16 protein-coding genes and 1 riboswitch are annotated in these 18,364 nt (G+C 54.6%); of the genes, 13 read left to right on the forward strand and 3 right to left on the reverse strand.

Features of this window, described 5'->3' with window-relative positions; all coding sequences use genetic code 11:
- Positions 1–5 precede the first annotated feature (5 nt).
- The 8 genes from metK (at position 6) to HMPREF1627_RS09340 (ending at position 8,925) form a co-directional block, all read left to right on the forward strand.
- Complete coding sequence (gene metK / locus HMPREF1627_RS09305; RefSeq protein WP_034503276.1) at positions 6–1,193, forward strand: methionine adenosyltransferase; 1,188 nt, start codon at positions 6–8, stop codon at positions 1,191–1,193.
- Positions 1,190–1,789 (forward strand): vitamin K epoxide reductase family protein, encoded by a 600-nt coding sequence (locus HMPREF1627_RS09310; RefSeq protein WP_052040918.1) that lies wholly within the window; start codon positions 1,190–1,192, stop codon positions 1,787–1,789. Before metK ends, HMPREF1627_RS09310 begins: the two co-directional genes overlap by 4 nt.
- A gap of 56 nt (positions 1,790–1,845) precedes the next feature.
- The gene (locus tag HMPREF1627_RS09315) at positions 1,846–3,816 is read left to right on the forward strand and encodes a primosomal protein (RefSeq protein ID WP_034503279.1); all 1,971 of its coding nucleotides are present in this window, start codon (positions 1,846–1,848) and stop codon (positions 3,814–3,816) included.
- A gap of 20 nt (positions 3,817–3,836) precedes the next feature.
- Complete coding sequence (locus tag HMPREF1627_RS09320; RefSeq protein WP_034503731.1) at positions 3,837–4,781, forward strand: methionyl-tRNA formyltransferase; 945 nt, start codon at positions 3,837–3,839, stop codon at positions 4,779–4,781.
- Positions 4,781–6,235 (forward strand): transcription antitermination factor NusB, encoded by a 1,455-nt coding sequence (locus tag HMPREF1627_RS09325; protein ID WP_034503282.1) that lies wholly within the window; start codon positions 4,781–4,783, stop codon positions 6,233–6,235. Before HMPREF1627_RS09320 ends, HMPREF1627_RS09325 begins: the two co-directional genes overlap by 1 nt.
- A gap of 17 nt (positions 6,236–6,252) precedes the next feature.
- Complete coding sequence (rpe, locus tag HMPREF1627_RS09330) at positions 6,253–6,918, forward strand: ribulose-phosphate 3-epimerase (RefSeq protein WP_034503285.1); 666 nt, start codon at positions 6,253–6,255, stop codon at positions 6,916–6,918.
- Between the two features lie 34 nt (positions 6,919–6,952).
- A riboswitch (FMN riboswitch) is annotated at positions 6,953–7,077 on the forward strand.
- Positions 7,078–7,133: 56 nt separating this feature from the next.
- Complete coding sequence (locus tag HMPREF1627_RS09335) at positions 7,134–7,904, forward strand: ABC transporter permease (protein WP_034503289.1); 771 nt, start codon at positions 7,134–7,136, stop codon at positions 7,902–7,904.
- 22 nt (positions 7,905–7,926) lie between these two features.
- Positions 7,927–8,925 (forward strand): ABC transporter substrate-binding protein, encoded by a 999-nt coding sequence (locus HMPREF1627_RS09340; RefSeq protein WP_234305308.1) that lies wholly within the window; start codon positions 7,927–7,929, stop codon positions 8,923–8,925.
- A 51-nt stretch (positions 8,926–8,976) separates the two neighbouring features.
- On the opposite strand, the gene HMPREF1627_RS09345 is transcribed toward HMPREF1627_RS09340, so the two are convergent.
- Positions 8,977–10,125, reverse strand: coding sequence for a glycosyltransferase (locus HMPREF1627_RS09345; protein ID WP_034503295.1), 1,149 nt, complete (start codon positions 10,123–10,125; stop codon positions 8,977–8,979).
- A gap of 98 nt (positions 10,126–10,223) precedes the next feature.
- Between HMPREF1627_RS09345 and HMPREF1627_RS09350 the strand changes: the two genes are divergently transcribed.
- Genes HMPREF1627_RS09350 through HMPREF1627_RS09370 form a run of 5 tightly spaced genes read left to right on the forward strand, consistent with a single transcriptional unit; the run spans position 10,224 to position 17,148 of the window.
- Entirely contained in the window at positions 10,224–11,141 is a 918-nt protein-coding gene (locus HMPREF1627_RS09350) for a helix-turn-helix transcriptional regulator (protein ID WP_034503299.1), read from the forward strand.
- Positions 11,134–12,099, forward strand: a complete 966-nt coding sequence (locus HMPREF1627_RS09355) for a helix-turn-helix transcriptional regulator (RefSeq protein WP_034503302.1) — start codon at positions 11,134–11,136, stop codon at positions 12,097–12,099. Before HMPREF1627_RS09350 ends, HMPREF1627_RS09355 begins: the two co-directional genes overlap by 8 nt.
- 29 nt (positions 12,100–12,128) lie before the next feature.
- On the forward strand, positions 12,129–14,834 hold the full coding sequence (locus HMPREF1627_RS09360; protein WP_034503305.1) for a DEAD/DEAH box helicase: 2,706 nt from the start codon (positions 12,129–12,131) through the stop codon (positions 14,832–14,834).
- Positions 14,819–16,387, forward strand: a complete 1,569-nt coding sequence (gene lnt / locus HMPREF1627_RS09365) for an apolipoprotein N-acyltransferase (RefSeq protein WP_034503308.1) — start codon at positions 14,819–14,821, stop codon at positions 16,385–16,387. The genes HMPREF1627_RS09360 and lnt overlap by 16 nt, the downstream gene beginning before the upstream one ends.
- On the forward strand, positions 16,384–17,148 hold the full coding sequence (locus tag HMPREF1627_RS09370; RefSeq protein ID WP_034503311.1) for a polyprenol monophosphomannose synthase: 765 nt from the start codon (positions 16,384–16,386) through the stop codon (positions 17,146–17,148). Before lnt ends, HMPREF1627_RS09370 begins: the two co-directional genes overlap by 4 nt.
- Positions 17,149–17,214: 66 nt before the next feature.
- On the opposite strand, the gene HMPREF1627_RS09375 is transcribed toward HMPREF1627_RS09370, so the two are convergent.
- Both HMPREF1627_RS09375 and HMPREF1627_RS09380 read right to left on the reverse strand, forming a co-directional pair.
- On the reverse strand, positions 17,215–17,580 hold the full coding sequence (locus HMPREF1627_RS09375) for an RNA polymerase-binding protein RbpA (RefSeq protein ID WP_034503314.1): 366 nt from the start codon (positions 17,578–17,580) through the stop codon (positions 17,215–17,217).
- Positions 17,581–17,805: 225 nt separating this feature from the next.
- The gene (locus HMPREF1627_RS09380) at positions 17,806–18,342 is read right to left on the reverse strand and encodes a MerR family transcriptional regulator (RefSeq protein ID WP_034503733.1); all 537 of its coding nucleotides are present in this window, start codon (positions 18,340–18,342) and stop codon (positions 17,806–17,808) included.
- Between the last annotated feature and the right edge of the window lie 22 nt (positions 18,343–18,364).

Consider the following 18,364-nt stretch of genomic DNA (forward strand, 5'->3'; position numbering starts at 1 on the left):
GTGACATGAGAAAATACTTTACTTCCGAATCCGTGACCGAAGGCCATCCTGATAAGGTCTGCGATCGTATCTCTGATTCCATCTTGGACGCGCTTCTCGAGGCGGATCCTCGCTCACGTGTGGCTGTTGAAACCATGGTGACCACCGGCTTGGTGCACGTAGCCGGAGAGGTTTCGACGGATGCATACGTCGAGATTCCCCAAATCGTACGCGAGCAGATTCTTGAGATCGGATATGACTCCTCCTGCATGGGCTTTGACGGAGCCTCCTGCGGCGTTTCGGTCTCGATCGGCGCTCAAAGTAGCGATATTGCCCAGGGCGTTGACCACTCACTCGAAACGCGTACATCTTCAAGCGAAGATCGCCGTGAATCACAGGGCGCCGGCGATCAAGGAATGATGTTCGGTTATGCCGCTGATGAGACGCCGGACTTGATGCCGGCTCCCATTTGGCTTGCCCACAAGCTCGCCGAACGTCTTGCATACGTTCGTCACCAGGGACTTGCCCACGGCCTACGCCCGGACGGTAAAACTCAGGTCACGCTGGCCTACGACGAACAGGGGGTTCCCCGCGAACTTGATACCCTCGTCATTTCAACGCAGCATGACCCCGAACTTTCGATGACAGACCTGGATGAGCAACTGCGAGCCTTGGTTGTTGCCCCGGTCCTTGAAGAGGCTGGCTTGGAGTTATCGACTTCTTCGATGAAGCTTTTGGTCAATCCCTCTGGGCGCTTCGTCATTGGTGGGCCCGCAGGTGATGCCGGCCTAACCGGACGCAAAATTATCGTCGACACATACGGTGGCATGGCCCGTCACGGGGGTGGAGCATTCTCAGGTAAGGATCCCTCCAAGGTCGACCGCTCTGCAGCCTATGCTGCTCGCTGGATCGCGAAGAATATCGTCGCTGCCGGATATGCCAAGCGCTGCGAAATTCAGCTAGCTTACGCGATTGGTCGCGCACATCCGGTTGGTTTGTACGTGGAGACCTTCGGAACCGGGAGCGTAAGTGATGATGCTTTGACCGAGGCCATTACTCGTTGCTTTGATCTTCGCCCGGCCGGTATCATCGAGGACCTCGATCTGCTACGTCCAATCTATGCACGCACATCCTCTTATGGGCATTTTGGTCGCAATATCTTCCCTTGGGAGCAGACCGATCGAGTATCGATGCTGAAGGATATTCTCGGATGAGCACATCTGAACTCTCGTCGCGAGCACCACACCGGGGAACTGCCATCGAAATGGCAATCTCAGGTGTGATTGGCCTGTGTGCTTCCTTCGTCCTTTCAATCGAAGCCTGGCAGCTTGCTTCCGATGATGGCCGCAGGTTTAGCTGCGATGTCTCGTCGGTCTTGTCATGTTCAGCTGTTGCTTCGACGCCGCAGGCGCGCGTGCTTGGATTCCCCAACGCTTTCCTCGGAATCTTCTTCGAGGCCATTGTGCTGGCAGTTTCTTTTGCCCTCATCGCGGGAGTTCGCTTCCCCAAGTGGTACATCCTGTGCGTCGAAGCGCTCTACACAATTGGCGTGCTCTTTGCCTATTGGCTCTTCACTCAGTCGTACTTCGTCATTCATGTCCTGTGTCCTTGGTGTTTACTGATCACGATCACCACAACACTGGTCTGGTTTGGATTGACTCGAGTGTGTATCAAGCAAGGCGTGCTCCCAGCACCGAACTGGTGGAAAGCTGTGATGAAGTCCGGTGGTGACTGGCTGGTTGCTGTTCTCGTTATCACCGCGATCCTCGCAATGATCGCCTTCAGATATGGTCCGCTTCTTTTCGGATAACTAAGATCAGAGTCAATCGGTCTCCAAATGCCAGCGCCATGTGATGAACTAGAGGCATGGTGATGGAAGAAATTGCACTCCCAGGCTTCCAGCTCGAGGATGTTGAACCTCGGCTGATCGCACGGGTGTATGTTGATACGGATCTTCCACACCTGGATCGTCCCTTGGACTATCTGGTTCCTCAAGCTTGGGAAAATATCGATCTTTCCGGATACATCGTCCAAGTTCCTTTGAGCGGATCAAAACGCGTGGGATGGGTCCTCTCATGTGAACGCGTAGATACTCCAAGTCCAACCATCCGCGAACTGATAGACGTGGTGTCCTCTTGCTCAGTAGTGGCACCACAGACGTTTTCTCTCGCTCGGTATATCGCTGACCGCTACTTGTCAACCGTCTCTGCGGTCTTAAGTCTTGCGATTCCGCCACGACGTGCATCAGTCGAAAAAGAGAAACACCTTCCCTTTGATGGAGACATCAAGACGCAGCGTGATGCCAGCGCATGGCAGCCCTACCCATACGGAACGAACTTCATTGAGCATTTAGAACAGGGAGACCATCCACGTTGTGTCTGGACTTCAATTCCGGGACGTTCCACGCAAGAAATCGCTCAACTTACCAGCGCGACATTGACGTCCAAGCGTTCAACATTGATCATTACGCCGACGCAGCGTTCGGCACAGCGTCTGAGCTGCGACCTTGAAGATCTTCTCTCGGTGCCCGTTGCGCTTTACACTGCAGAGCAATCTGCTGTTGAACGTTATCGAACTTACCGACAATGCAGCCAGGGCTCGCATCGCATTGTCGTTGGCACACGTTCAGCAGCATGGCTTCCCCTGAAAGATTTAGGTTTAATCATCATCTGGGGAGATGGAGACGACCACCTTCGAGAGATTCGCAATCCACGTACGGATGCGCTTGATATTGCGGTTGCACGCGCACACCTTCAACACGTTGCAATGGCTGTGGGCAGTTTTAGCCGTTCGGTAAAAGCCCAGTATCTTGTCATGCGCAAGTGGGCGATCTCCCTCAATCCAGAAAGAGAAGTGCTGCGTGAATCAACGGGGCGTTTCTTTGTATCCGATGACCTTGACGATGAACGCCAGGGGAGGGCAGCGCATGCTCTGCTGCCGCCCGATGCTTACGCGTGTATTCGCCGCGGCCTAACAGAAGGCCCAGTGCTCATCCTTGCCCCAAACGCGGGTTACATTCCCGTTGTCGGCTGCGAGCGCTGCGGGGCACCAGCGCGGTGCGAAGTTTGTTCGGGGCCCCTCACGCTATCGCGCGATCAGAGCATCGTTTGTGCATGGTGTTCCCGAGCAACACACAACTGGCGATGCATGAAATGCCAAGGAACCGCTTTGCGGTGGTGGCGGATCGGCTCCGAACGCATTGGTGAAGAGCTCGGACGTTCATTTACTCAGGTTCCCCTCCTTATTTCGCAGGGTATTGATGAGCAGCGCCCGGAAATCAATGCCTCGCCGCGAATCGTTGTCGCCACAGCAGGTGCACAACCCGATGCCGAATCGGGGTACGCTGCTTTGATTATTCCCTCCGCAGCCGCATTGGCCTCACGACCGGAACTTTGGGCCCCCGAAGAAGCGCTTCGCCGCTGGCTCACTACAGCAGCTCTGGTTCGGCCACAGGGCCAGATCTGGGTCTCTGCGGGATTGGATCAACCTCTTGCACAGGCGCTCATTCGCTGGAATCCCGACGAATACATCCAGCGCATTTTGGATGAGCGCCAAGTACTTCGTTTTCCTCCCACAGCTTCCATCGTTGCGATTGACGGCCCAGAAGATCAGCTCAACAGCTTCTGCAAAGAATTACCCGCTGAGCTTATCGGTATTGTCGACGCACCACGCAGCGATAGACGCACACCGAATCAGGGAATACGTCGTGCGCTCATTCGATGCAATACCGAAGACTACCCACAGCTTGCACGTGTCCTGCGAGAGCGCTCGGGTGTACGTTCAGCGCGTAAACTCTATCCGCTACGACTGACGCTCAATCCCCCTGAGCTGTTCTAAAGAACCGCTAGACTATGCCTGTGCGAATTGTTTTTGCTGGTACCCCCGAAGCGGCGTTACCAACCCTCAATGCCCTAGTCGCCTCTTCTCATGAAGTCGTTGGAGTGATTACACGACCGCCTGCGCGAAGCGGCCGCGGACGTACGCTGGTTCCGTCTCCTGTGGCATCACGCGCAGCGGAGCTCGGTATTGATCTGTATGAAACTTCCTCACTCAAGAGCGATGAGGCCTATGAGCGTATTGCTCATTGGAAGGCTGATATCGCAGTCGTTGTTGCCTACGGCGCATTGATCCCACTGCGTATTCTCAACATGTTGCCGCACGGTTGGCTCAATCTGCATTTTTCGAATCTTCCTGAATTTCGCGGTGCAGCCCCGGTTCAATGGGCGATCCTTTCGGGGTGCGAAGAGACTGCTTCATGCGTATTTCAGCTCGAAGAGGGCCTCGATACAGGCCCCGTGTTCTCGCGACTTCCCATTGCTATCGCGGATCAAACCAGTGGTGAGCTCCTTGAAGAAATGGCGGTTGCCGGCTCCCGCCAAGTCGTAGAAGTCGTCGATTCGATTGACTTGGGCAGCGCGCACTCTCAGCCGCAGATTGTCGATCCAACTGTTGAGCTTCACTATGCCCGGCGTCTAGAAGTTACTGACGGGGCCGTCTCCTTCACTGACAGTGCTCGGCAGACGTGGCAGCAGATTCGAGCTGTCATTCCAAGCCCCGGTGCCTTTACGCTCTTGAATGGCCAACGGCTCAAGCTTGGCAAAGCTTCTCTGACCGACATCCCTACTCCCGGCCCTGGACGTTTGATCGTTTCGAAGAAGAGCGTTCTTGTTGGGTGTGCAGATTTCTGCCTCGAACTTGGAGAAGTCGCCCCCGCGGGCAAGAAATGGATGGAAGCTGCCGCTTGGGCACGTGGTGCCAGGTTGAATGACGATGATCGTCTAGGCGAAGGGCTTGAGCACTGATGGCAACGCACAGGTATTCGGACGGTTACCGCTCTTTCCGCGAAGCAGATGCACCGAGGCAAATCGCTTACGAAGTTCTGCGCCTAGTACGCGAAGACGATGCCTACGCGAACCTTGTACTTCCCAAGGTGCTTAAGGAGTTTGAGCATCGTGAGCACATCGATCAACGAGATCGTGCTTTCGCGGTTGAACTCACGTATGGTTCACTGCGCGAACAAGGATTCCTCGACTGGGTGATTGCCCGGAATTCCTCCCGTCCTCTTGCACAGATTGAGGGCGCTATTGTTGACATCCTTCGTTTGGGAACCTATCAGCTCTTGCGTATGCGAGTACCCGACCATGCCGCGGTTTCCCAGACCGTAGATTTGGCGCGCCAGTATCTCAGCGCGGGGCCTGCAAAGTTTATTAACGCTATTTTGCGTTCGATTATCCGAGAAGGCGATGACGCCCGGCGTGAAGCATTAGACGCGTGCGATGAGACTGAGCGCCTTGCAATCGAGTATTCGCACCCGCAATGGATGGTCGAAGAATATACGAAAGCACTCGTGGCGAATGGCTGCGAGGCCTCGGAAATTCGTGAGCTTTTGGCGGCGAACAATCGAGCGCCCTACGTTTCCTTGGTTGCGCGCCCGGGTTTAATCGATGTTGATGATCTCGCTGATCAATGCGGCGAGTATTTACATACACGTATCGCTGATGGTGAGGTTTCGCCTTATGCGATTCTCCTCGAATCTGGCGACCCTGCACGTATTCCCGCAATCCGGCAGCGTAGGGCTGCGGTTCAGGATGAGGGCTCGCAGCTTGCGGCAATTGTCACTGCTTCTATCCCGGTGGAAGGCTCGGATGCTCAATGGCTTGACTTGTGTGCGGGGCCTGGTGGAAAAGCGGCGTTAGTTGCAGCGCTTGGCGGTGCTCGCGGAGCGTACCTTATTGCTAATGAGATTCACCCACACCGCGCACGTCTCGTTGAACGTACCCTCGAACACCTCGATAACACAGAGGTGGTCTGCGCTGATGGAACACAATTCGGTGGAGATGCCTCCCGTTGGCAGTTGGGATCTTTCGATCGCGTCATTATTGATGCGCCCTGCTCTGGTTTAGGCTCGATGCGTCGACGTCCGGAGTCCAGGTGGCGCAGGCAGCCCGAAGACCTCGAGCAATTAGTGACAATCCAAGAGCAGCTTCTTGACCGAGGAATTGCTTTGACCAGAAGTGGCGGTGTGATCGTCTATGTAACCTGCTCGCCGGTCATCGCTGAGACACATGAGCAGATTTCGCGTGTGCTCTCAGGCGGTCAGGTTGAGCTGATTAATCTTGCGCCTGTAGCTGCACAGATAACGCCACGCCCCCTCGACCTTCCCCAAAGCCAGGGCATTGCTGCCTCAACACTCCAGCTGTGGGAACACCGTAACGAAACTGACCTTATGTTCATTGCTGCACTCAGAAAACTCTAAGACCGCCAGGAGATACCATGACGATCCCCGTCATTTCGCCATCGATTCTCAATTGCAATATCGCTCGACTCGAGGATGAACTCACGAAGATTTCGAGCGCTGATATCGCCCACGTTGATGTCATGGACAACCACTTTGTTCCGAATCTGACGTGGGGGCTTCCCGTCGTCGAGGCCTGCGTTCGAACCGGTATTATGCCCATCGACGCGCATCTCATGATTGCGGACCCCGACCGCTGGGCGCCCGCCTATGCCGAGGTTGGCTGCGCATCAGTGACTTTCCACGCCGAGGCCGCGGGGGCGCCGATCCGAACCGCTCGAGAGATCCGTCATTTTGGAGCGCGAGCTGCTCTTGCCCTCAAGCCTTCAACAGATATCGCTCCCTACATCGATTTGCTTCCCGAGTTCGACATGATTCTTGTTATGACTGTTGAACCTGGATTTGGGGGTCAAAGTTTCTTAGATACGATGCTTCCCAAGATCCGCAGGACTCGCGAAGCAATTGATGCTTCCGCACTCGATCTTTCAATTCAAGTTGATGGGGGAGTTTCTCGCTCGACGATCGAGCAGGCCGCTGAAGCAGGAGCGACAAACTTTGTTGCGGGTTCTGCAATTTTCCGCGCTGAAGACGCATATGAAGAGATTGCAACTTTGCGTTCTCTTGCTCACTCACACATGCACTAGAAATGACACCCGCATCGCGGCGTGCCACAATGATCGTGTACTTCGGGGTCGGTGTAAGTCCGAGCCGGCGGTGATAGTCCGCGACCCGCAATACCTATTGCGGTTGAACTGGTGAAACTCCAGTACCGACAGTTAAAGCCTGGATGGGAGAAGTAGTTGAGCGGGTTTGTACCCCGCTGAGCGGCTGCATAGCTCGAAGTGCGGGAAGGAATACCGTGAAGCGTCGAGCCTCTCGCCGTCTCATTGTTTTCGCCCCGCTGCTTGTTCTTGCATGTGTTGTCCTTATTTGGTGGGCCATCACTGCGTGGAGCGGGATTCAAGCGTGGCGTCTTCCTTCGCCGTACGCCGTCCTCGCCCGAGGATACTCCCTTATTCAACAGTCCTCTCTCTGGCTCGCGTTTGCACGTACAGGCGGAGAGGCTCTAGTCGGCGGACTCGTCGGCGTGTGTATCGCACTGCCTCTGAGCTACTGCATCTTCCGTTTTCAGACGCTATCGGATGCGATTGAACCTCTTCTTGGGGCCTCTCAAGCGCTCCCTGCGGTTGCCCTCGCTCCTTTTTTGGTGCTCTGGTTTGGATACGGTCTTGTTCCGATTTCTATGCTTTGCGCATTGATCGCTTTTTTCCCGATCCTCATTTCTGCGCTTGTGGGTCTTCGATCTCTTGATCGTCAGGTCTGTGAGGCTGCTCAGCTCGATGGAGCGGCCGGCCTCACGATGGCTTTGCGAATTGAGATTCCACTAGCCTCACCGGCAATTCTTGCTGGAATTCGTAACGGTTTCACCCTCTCAATTACGGGTGCAGTCGTTGGCGAAATGGTGATGGGAGGAAAAGGCCTCGGAATGTTGCTCTCACAAATGCGAACGAATGTCGACACTGCGGGAATGTTTGTTGTCATCATTCTCCTGTGTCTCCAAGCGGTACTGATCTACTTGCTCATGTCTGCTTGGGAAGCGCGGGCACGCGTCATGGTGGAAACCGACTAGTACGAACATGTGATTGGAGAGCATGATGCGTCCTGTATTACGTAAGGTTGCCGCACTCGCTGCGGGAGTAATTCTACTTGGCGGCTGTCACGGTGGAACTCACTCAAGCGGTGCAACTGTTATCGGTCTAACCTACGTTCCAAATGTCCAGTTTTCTGGCATCTACCTTGCCCTAGACAATGGGAACTATTCTTCCCACAAACTCAACGTCGAGCTTCGTCATCACGGCAACGATGAAGGCGTTTTCACGGCGCTCGTGAGCGGAGATGAACAAGTTGTTCTGGCAACCGGCGACGAAGTCGTCCAAGCGCGCTCTCAGGGAATGGACGTCATCTCGGTAGCGACCTATTACCGCGAACAACCCAATGTGATTCTGACGAGGAAAGACACCGGAATTAAGACCGTCGGTGACCTTAAAGGAAAGAAAATTGGGATCCCGGGGGAGTACGGATCTTCTTGGCTCGCTCTTCAGGCGTACCTTGCAAGCGCTAACATGACGACTTCTGACGTCAACGTTATGTCGATTGGCTATACCCAGACCTCTGCTTTGAGTAAGGGGGACGTCGACGCAATTGTCGGTTTTGCCAATAACGAGGCCGTACAGCTTTCCGCCGCTGGAGTTGATGCACAGGCGGTGGAATGTGACTGCACTATTCCACTCGTGTCAGCTTCTCTGGTGACAACACCCCAGTGGGCAAAAGATCATGCGAACGAACTTAAAGAGTTGCTGGCAGCTACTCAGGAAGGCATGACGACTGCCGTCGAACACCCTGATCAAGCCTTTGCAGCGACCGAGAAACGCGATACGACACTGAGCGACGAGAAAACTCGAGAAACAGCGACGAAGATTCTGACTGCGACGAATCTGCTGATTCTTGGCGCGAATTCGACAGTTTCGCTTGAACAGGATACGAGCAGATGGAACGAAATGCTGAGCTTTATGTCATCGGTTTCCGGGCTGCTTCAACAAGATGTGTTGCTTGATCAGGTGATGACTAACGATTACGTACCACGGTCGTAGTTCTAGTATTTTCCCGCGTGCCCTCAGACAGCCGATTGTTGTCTGAGGGCATTAGCGTGCGTGCGAACGATACGTTCGCACAAGCAAAGACTCCATAGCATCAATGCTGTGCGTCATGCTTAGTCTCCGTGCCCGCTCGTAATGTTTCATTCCCATATCGCGGCCTTCGCGAGGATGGTCCAGCCAATAGTCAATGAGCCGGGCAAGTCTCACTGGATTGTCGTAGGGAAATACGCAGCGTTCATCTTGTGCATATCGCCAGGTTGAAGACTCTTCAGATCGCGCGATCAAAGGCGTGACTCCTCGTGCCATCGCCTCAAGAGCTGCAAGCCCTTCAATCTCGACTCTGGCGCAGTGAATATACAAATCCGCACGGTCAAGAAGCCCTTGTAGGTCCTCGTGCGAAAAGAAGCCAAAATGAACAGTGGCAGCTAAGGGAGAAGCAAGACGACGCAGGTTATTCTCAAGGGGGCCGCGTCCTGGCAAATAGAGATCAATTGCTGGTGCATGTCGCGAGTATGCAAGAGCACGCAGCAGGACTTCATGGTTCTTTTCTGGCGCGTACCGTCCCGTTGAGACGAGAGTAAACCTGTGCGGTGCCTGCGATGTTTTAATCTCCGCGCGCGAAGATGACGGTAGATCAGCGCGAATCCACGCGTTCGGTAATCCATTTGAGAACGCCTCAATTGGAACCTTGTACCCAAAGCGCTCTAAACGTCCCTTGACCGCCTGAGTTGGCGCATGAATGCAGTCGCAGGCTGAATAGACCGACGAGTAGAACAAAGAATACAAAGCGCGATTGATGCTCGGACGGTTCAATGCCGGGAACGGAGCAAGGAAATTCTCCGGATAGACGTGGAAACTCCCGACAACAGGGATCCTAGCCCGCCGTGCCTCCCGAACCAGGACGGCGTTCGCGGGCAGAGGATCTTCAACGTAGACGATATCTGCCCACTGGAGTGCAGCTTTGATCGCGCGAAGATCCGGGCGCGCGATGCGGAAGTTTTGTGCATGGATATATGCGTTGAGGATAGGAATACGCAGCTCTGGAAGCGGGTACTCCAGTGAAGATTCCTCACCGTAAGACAGAACTTTGACCTCGTGCCCACGCTCGCGCAACCCTTGACAAAAATCTCGGGCGGAACGCGCAAGACCGTTGGTGAGGTTCGTATAGTCACTTGCCGAAAGAAGGATCCTCACAGCCAACTCCCGTCGTCTGACCGTGTCTTTGCTCGCCGATAGAACCAAGGCACACTAGGCTGAAGCTTGGATTAATTCTGTCACAAGGAGGAGGCATCGTGGAGGGGAACGATACCAGCGTACGAATCCTCGATCTTCTCTTTGACCTCACCTCTGCAGAACGTGGGCGTTCGCGGTCTCAGATTCGTCGGCTCACTCACTATCGCGCGCTCAGTGATGACGCTTTCGATTCTGCTTTTTCGCGGGATAAGAACACCCTGAAGCGGGTTGGAGTTGAGATTACCGTCTGCCGCCGAGGAGACGAGGCGATTTACCGAATTGCGGCACAGTCTCAACAAAGCGTGGACTTCAGTGCCGACGAGATTGCTCTCATCGACCTGGCAGCATCTGCTTGGCAAACTTCCGATGCCACTCAGATTGCAGCGACGAAACTCCGCGCGCATATGGGCTCCCATTCCCACGAGGCCATCCAGCTTCGTCTTTCGGGCTGTGAGAACGTGCTGCCTCTCTACCAAGCCATTACAAGTGAAAGCGTGGTCTCATTCGTCTATCGCAGTCCAAAGTCAACGCAAACTCGAGCAGTAGAGCCGTGGAATCTTGTGGTCTCTGGCTCAGCGATCTATCTTCAAGGCTTCGATCTTGACCGCGAAGGCGAACGAACTTTCAGGCTTTCCCGAATCCTTGGGCTGATCGAGGTTCTCGGAGAACCCGGGGACGCGCGCACTCGTTCACCCCGCAGTGAAACTATTGATATTTCGCGCCCGCTGCAGCCGGTCTTTGCCGTGCGTGGGGCATCGGCTGCATTCCAAGAAGCACAGATTCATGATGTTCCTCTGGAAGAGGGGACAGGGGAGTGGCAGCTCTACACTGGCCACCTCGCTCCCTATCACTATTGGCTCCAGTTCGTTCTTCTCCACGCCGCCGATTGTGTTCCGCTCTCTCCAGAGCCTTTTGTCAAGGATCTTCGATCCCGCCTCGAAAAGGCTTCTCACCGCAAAGAGGTGAGTCATGCCTGAAGAATCCCAACTGCAGGTGGCGCGCATTCTCGCCATGGCCTCGTGGATCAATGAGAATCCCGGTCACACCGTTCGCCAAATCGCACAGCACTTTGGGCGTACCTCCCGCCAGGTGCGCAGAGATATCGAGTACATGGGCGAGATTGGCGACTCGATGCTCGATCGTTCCTATGGAATCGACTGGCAGCTCTACGACGAACAAGAGATCCTCGTGATGCGCGGGAGTACCCTTCCCTCGTTGCCTTCATTCACCCCTGTCGAGGCAGCAACTTTGCTTGTTGCTTTACGTGCGCTTTCTCCCTACTTGCGGGAGGTCGAGAAGGACGCGCTGTTGACTGCTGCTGCGAAGCTCTCTCGCCTCGCACAGGAACTGGCTACGTCTTCTTCTGAGGATAGGGAGATTATTCAGCTACTTGGTGAGGAACCGGTCCTCGCAAAGAGCGCAGAAGGCGACACGGTTGCACAACTTCGCGAGGCCATCGCAGAGCGTCTTGAAGTTACATTCACATATCAGACGGGTCAGATACACGCCCCTCGTCACGTATTTCCGCTTGGGCTCCGTCGCCTGGCTGATGCGTGGATTCTCGATGCCTGGGATCCACAGCGAGAGGTCCATCGAAGCTATAACGTCACCCATATCGATTCACTACAGATCGGCGGGCGGCGGCCTCGGGTTGCGATTCCCGATGCCGAGGCTCCGCAATCCCTTACCCTCACCGTCACCCAGGGTGCACGGTGGCTCTGTGAAGACTACGAGTGCACGCTGCTTAAAGAAGACGCTGACACTGTGACGCTGAGTCTACCGGTGTGGAATGAAGCGTGGGTTCTTGCACTGCTCTGTGATATTTCGGCAGATATCATTGAATGCCCGGCCTCATGGTGTTTACGAATGGCTACTTACGCTACGCAGGCGCTTGAGAACTGGGACCACTTTCAAGAGATGAGGAGCGGTGAGTGAGTCCAGCACGGAAGCGACGTCGCGCATCAATGGACGCACAAGAACCGAATGAAAGCCAGTGGTCTCCCGCACAGGGAATGCAGGCTTTTAGACGCCAGCAGCGTATTGATCGGTCTTTCCGCCAGAAGTACGTCGATACATTGAGTTTTAGGCCTGACGAGTTCCAAATCCAAGCGATGGACGCGCTTGAAGCTGGGCACAGTGTCCTTGTGGCAGCGCCGACCGGAGCTGGGAAGACGGTTGTTGGTGAGTTCGCTGTAGCGCTTTCATTGTCGAGCGATTCACGTGCTTTCTACACAACACCGATTAAGGCACTTTCTAATCAGAAGTTTGCTGATTTTCAGAAACGTTATGGCGAGGAACGAGTCGGCCTCCTCACCGGCGATACGTCGATTAATCCTGATGCGCCCATCATCGTCATGACCACCGAAGTTTTGCGGAACATGATTTACATGGGTGCAGACTTGAGCACGCTCAGTCATGTTGTGCTCGACGAAGTGCACTATCTTGCGGATCGTTTCCGCGGCCCGGTCTGGGAAGAAGTGCTTATTCATTTGCCCCAGCACACGCGGGTGGTGGCGTTGTCCGCGACCGTGTCGAACGCCGAGGAGTTTGGGGAATGGATCGGCCAGGTTCGTGGTTCTTGCGAGGTCATCATCTCTGAAACACGTCCTGTTCCCCTGTTCCAACACATGCTCGTTGACGGCGAACTCTACGATGTCTATGCGCCCTCACGTCGAGGCACTGGACAATCCGAGCGGCTCAACCCAGAACTTCTCTACGCATGTTCACCCCAGGGACGACGTCTGAGTCAACGCCGTTTTCGTTCACGTCCCGCAACCGTGATCACTTTAGACCGAGCAAATCTACTACCGGCGATCGTTTTCATTTTTTCCCGTGCGGGCTGCGAGGACGCGGTTAGTGAAGTCCTTGCCTCCGGAGTGAGTCTGACGACTCGTTCCCAGGCTGAACGTATCCGCAATATTGCACAATCAGCGGTGAGCTCTATCCCCGTTGAGGACTACGCAGTTTTAGGGATTGATCCGTGGATTCGTGCCCTTGAGAGGGGAGTGGCTGCGCATCACGCGGGGATGCTCCCACTGATGAAGGAAACGGTTGAAAAGCTCTTCACAATGGGGCTTTTGCGCATTGTCTATGCCACAGAGACTCTTGCTTTGGGTATCAATATGCCTGCGCGTTGTGTCGTGATTGAGTCTTTACAAAAGTGGAACGGTGCCGAGCACGTCCGTTTATCGGCCGGCGAGTTTACGCAGCTTTCAGGACGTGCAGGGCGGCGCGGGATTGATATTGAGGGCCATGTGGTCGTCAGTGGGCGTCGCGACATTGCCCCCGAGGAAGTTGCTGCCCTGGCGTCGAAACGTACTTATCCGCTTGTGAGTGCATTCCATCCGACATACAACATGGTGGTTAATCTGCTTGCGCATTCCACGCGCAAGGCAACGAGAAAAGTCTTGGAATCGTCTTTTGCCCAGTTCCAAGCCGATTCCTCAGTCGTGCATCTCGCTCAGAGCGCGCGCGCTCTTGAGAAGGACTTGGATTCTTTAGGAGAGCATGTTGAGTGCTCTCGAGGCGATGCCCACGAGTACTTCAGTATGCGTGATCGTCTCGCACGCCTTGAGAAGGAAGCGTCTCGTGAACATACGAGCGAGCGCAGGAGGCAAGACCAAGAGCTATTCCGCTCTCTGAGGCCCGGTCAGGTTTTCGATATTGGTGCCAAACGTAAGGCCCGCCGATACCTCGCGCTCGAACTTCAGCATTCCGCGGGCATGCGTCCCTTGCTCAAGACTTTGGGAAGCGATGGGCGTTTCCATACCTTGAGTTTGGAGGACTTGAGTGGAAGCCTTGAACTTGTTGCCGTGCTACGCGTTCCTCCTTCCGAGGCGTTACGTCGCCATCGGGGACGCGAAGAGTGGGCGCATCGTATCCGCGAACTTCGAGCCAGCGGAAAGGCGAAGAAGAATTCCTCACTACAGGCATTGCCGATTGATCGTGAGATCGCCGCACTTCGGGCAGATATTCGACGGCACCCAGTCCACGCATGCCCGCACCGTGATGAACATGCGCGAGCGGGGCATACGTGGGCGAAGAAGAATGCTGAGTATGAGAGGCTTCTCAAGCGGATTGACGGTCGAACAAACTCTGTCGCATCTCAGTTTGACCGCGTATGTGCGGTTCTCGACCGCATGGGATTTTTAGTTGATGATCGCGTGATGCCTTCCGGCGAAGTGTTAAGACGTGTCTTTGGCGAACGAGATCTTATTGTTGTCGAAGCTCTTAAACACGGGGTTTGGGACAATCTTTCGGCCCCAGAGTTGGCTGCAATTGCCTCAACCTGCGTTTATCAATCACGGGGAGAAGAATCTGCCGGGGTTGAGCCGTGGACGGCAAGTTCGACAGCTCTCGCCCGTGCGTGGGAAGAAACATTCGCCCTGTCACAATCGGTTATTTCGATAGAAAATGAACTCGGTGTTCCTTCAACTCCAGAGCTTGATCCCGGACTTGCACAAGCGGTAATCGCATGGGCGAATGGCGCAACTTTAACGACAGCAATTTGGGGGACACCTCTTCTTGCCGGCGATTTTGTCCGTTGGGTTCGCCAGGTCGTGGATCTCCTTGATCAGCTCCGTCATGTTGCTTCACCTGCTCTTGCCGCCAAAGCGCGTGATGCGCGCCAGCTTCTTCTGCGAGGAGTCGTCACGTGGGACGCCGAGTAACACGAGGTTTTCGTCTCAGCCTCTTTGATTGCGCGGTATGTCTATTAGCCGGATGCGGCTTGTGGGCATCATTCCCAGATCTTTCCATCGCTATTGTCATGATTCCCTCGGCAGCGCTGATGATTTCGCGCGTCGACCGAGTCGGCGCGTGGCGCGCGGCCTTATATATGTTTCTTGTGGGGCTCGCATTTTGGCTTCCGCTTATTCCATGGACCGCTCAGGCAACCGGAGGGAGCGTTCTGCCATGGATCGCCTTGAGTGTCGTTGAAACATTGTTCTTCTCGTTATGGGGTGCGATTTATAGCGGACTCATGCGTTTATCCTGGGCGCGTTTCACGCTCGGGCAGGTGGTTGTAACCGCAGTTTCTTGGGTGGGTGTCGAACAGATACGGAGTCATTTTCCTTGGTCAGGATTCCCCTGGGGCAATCTTGCTTATCCCCAGGTTGCAACGCCTCTAGGTCACTTGGCTCCCTGGGGTGGGGAAGTCCTTGTGAGCGCAGCAGTCATTGCATGCGCTGTATGTCTCCGGCGCGCATTTGATTTCACCCAGCGTGGAGGCCTGCACTGGTATTCGCGCCCGCTCGCCTTGGTTGGTGCTGTTGCGATCTTCTGTGCACCAATCGTACTTCCTTTGCATTCCTCACAAGAAAATGGCGCGCTCACAGTCGCAGCTATCCAGGGCAACATCGAGCTTCCTGCTCTCGAAACCTATGCTCAGCCCGGGAAGGTCACGGGAAACCATGCGCGTTTAACGAAAGATCTAGCTGCGTCGAAGGACCACGTCGATCTTGTCATCTGGGGGGAGTCCTCAACGGATCGCGATCCACTTTATAACCGCCTCGTCTCAGGGCTGATTGGATCCGCAGCGCAAGATGTCCAAGCACCGATCCTGGTGGGTATTACGCGTGTCCAAGACGATCGTCGCTACAACTACATGGGCGTATGGTATCCGGGTTCAGGCTTGAGCGAGTCCTATTACGGCAAGCAGATCCCTGTGCCTTTCGGTGAATACATTCCAGCGCGCTCAATCATTTCGCGTCTAGCAACTGAGGCTGCACAAGTTGATATCGATCTCGAGGCTGTGGATAACTCTTCGCGTTTCGATGTCACTGTGCAGGACGGGCGAGTGGTACCTCTAGCGATGGGAATCTGCTTTGAGGTCGCTTACGAGGATCTCCTCGGCGAAGGCGTCGCTTCCGGTGGCCAGATAATCGTTATTCCGTCAAATAATTATCATTTTGGGCTTAGTGCCGAAGGGTCACAACAGACTCAGATTGCGCGTTTTCGTGCGATCGAGTTTTCACGTTCCACGGTTCAGGCTTCAACAACTGGAAATTCGATAATTGTTCGTCCTGACGGAAGCGTTGTCGCTCAAAGCGGTAGGATGCAATCTGCGATCTTAACCGCCGAGGTACCACTGCGTTCTTCTCTAACCTGGGCTGCGCGAATAGCGCCATATTCCGCTAAAATTAGCTGGGCATCAACTGGAATTCTTCTGGTGTTGCTGTGCATGCAAACCATTCGTCGATCACAAGGGAAACGCCGCTCATGACGAACTCTGAACAGATGTATGAAACCGGCAGGGGAGTAGTGGCAGTTATCCCCACCTACTGCGAAGTGGAGTCCCTTCCCGGTTTGCTCTCACGCGTGCATGCTGTCCTTCCTGAGCTGAGTGTTTTGATCGTTGATGATTCTTCGCCCGATGGCACGGGGGAGTGGGTTCGTGAACAGATGGAATCAGATTCTCGTCTTCATTTACATACGCGCCCTGCAAAGTCGGGACTCGCAACCGCTTATGTTGAAGGCCTTGGACGGGCACTTGAGATGGGGTTCGATTACCTCATTCAGATGGATGCCGATGCCTCGCACCGTCCAGAGGATCTTCCTAAGCTTCTCGTTCGCGCGGCTGGTCCAGATCATCCGGATATGGTGATCGGCTCTCGGTGGGTTCCCGGAGGAAAGACGAACGGGTGGGCGCCTTGGCGCGTGGCGCTTTCGCGTGCAGGAAATGCGTATATCAACTTCTGGCTCGGTACGAGAATCAAGGATGCGACCGCAGGCTTGCGCGTTCACAAGGCTTCTTGGTTGCGCGAAACGGCCATTCTTGACAAGGTTTCGACCGTCGGTTTCGGGTTCCAAGTCGAGATGACGACAATGGCCGAGGCGATGGGGGCAACGATTGTCGAGGTGCCTATTACCTTCGATGAACGTGAATTGGGAGAATCAAAGCTCTCGGGGTCGATCTTTGTCGAGGAGCTTGTCATGGTGACAAAGAATGGCATTAAGCGAAAGTTTTCGCGTCGCAAGAAGTAGAAATAAAAAATCTGCGCCCGTCGAAAAGGACGAGCGCAGATTATGTCAAGTCGTGCAGCTAGGGTATCAGCCCTTACGGTAGTGTCCTTCAAGACGAAGGCGTCCCTCCCGTAGAAGAGTCAGCTGTTCTTGAAGAACTTCTTCAAGCTCTTCAATTGAGCGGCGCTCAAGGAGCATGTCCCAGTGAGTACGGGCAGGCTTTGCAGGCTTTTGCTCTTCATCCTCGGTAGCTTCACCGATCAGTTCTGCCATCTGCCCACAGCGGCATTCCCACGTAGCCGGAGGCGTTGCCTCAGAGGCAAAAGGAACATCAAATTGGTGTCCATTTGAGCATAGGTACTGAGCTGTAAAGCGATCCGCAAAGACGACTCCATCCTCGGACTCCATCGACTTCGCACCGATTTGCATTCCGCGTAGCGCGCGATCTGCCACCTTGATCCTCCCACAGTATTGATTGAATGAATAGAAGTTTAGCCGAAATCGTCACATGCGGCGAGAACGCCAGCATAAATAAAAGATACATCCCGATCCGATAATGTACATTATGTCAAGTAATGTCGATCAGGAAAGCAAACCACGAGATTTTGGTTTCTTACCACTTCCCTATACGAAACTACAGCGGAAAACGCAAAGGCAGGCGCAGCCTCGGCAATGGGATTAGGAAACTGAACGCCTCAGCGCACGACGTGCGGCAAGCTCATCGACCAGCACATTCTCTTCAGCGCGCTCGCTCGGGAGTTCGGCCAGCGAACCTTCCAACTCTCGCCAGACGCGACCGACTGCAATACCGAATACACCCTGGCCCCCCTGGAGAAGGTCAATGACTTCATCGGTTGAAGTGCATTCATAAACCGAAGCGCCATCGCTCATGAGAGTGATGGAAGCAAGATCATCCACGCCGCGACGATGAAGCTGCGTAACAGCCGTACGAACCTGTTGAAGAGAAACACCTGCGTCAAGCAGTTTCTTCACAATCTTCAAGACCAGGATGTCCTTGAAGGAATAGAGACGCTGCGAACCTGATCCACGAGCAGCTCGAACCGATGGCTGAAGCAGGCCAGTACGTGCCCAGTAATCGAGCTGACGATATGTAATTCCGACCGCGGCACAGGCAACGGGACCGCGGTAACCCACATCGTCGCCATCGCGACCTTCCAAGGGGTCACCAAAGAGCATAGGCTGACGCCCCTGCATGCCATCCAGCGGTTCTGCGCTC

This window comes from Actinomyces sp. S6-Spd3, from assembly GCF_000758755.1.
Lineage (GTDB): Bacteria > Actinomycetota > Actinomycetes > Actinomycetales > Actinomycetaceae > Pauljensenia.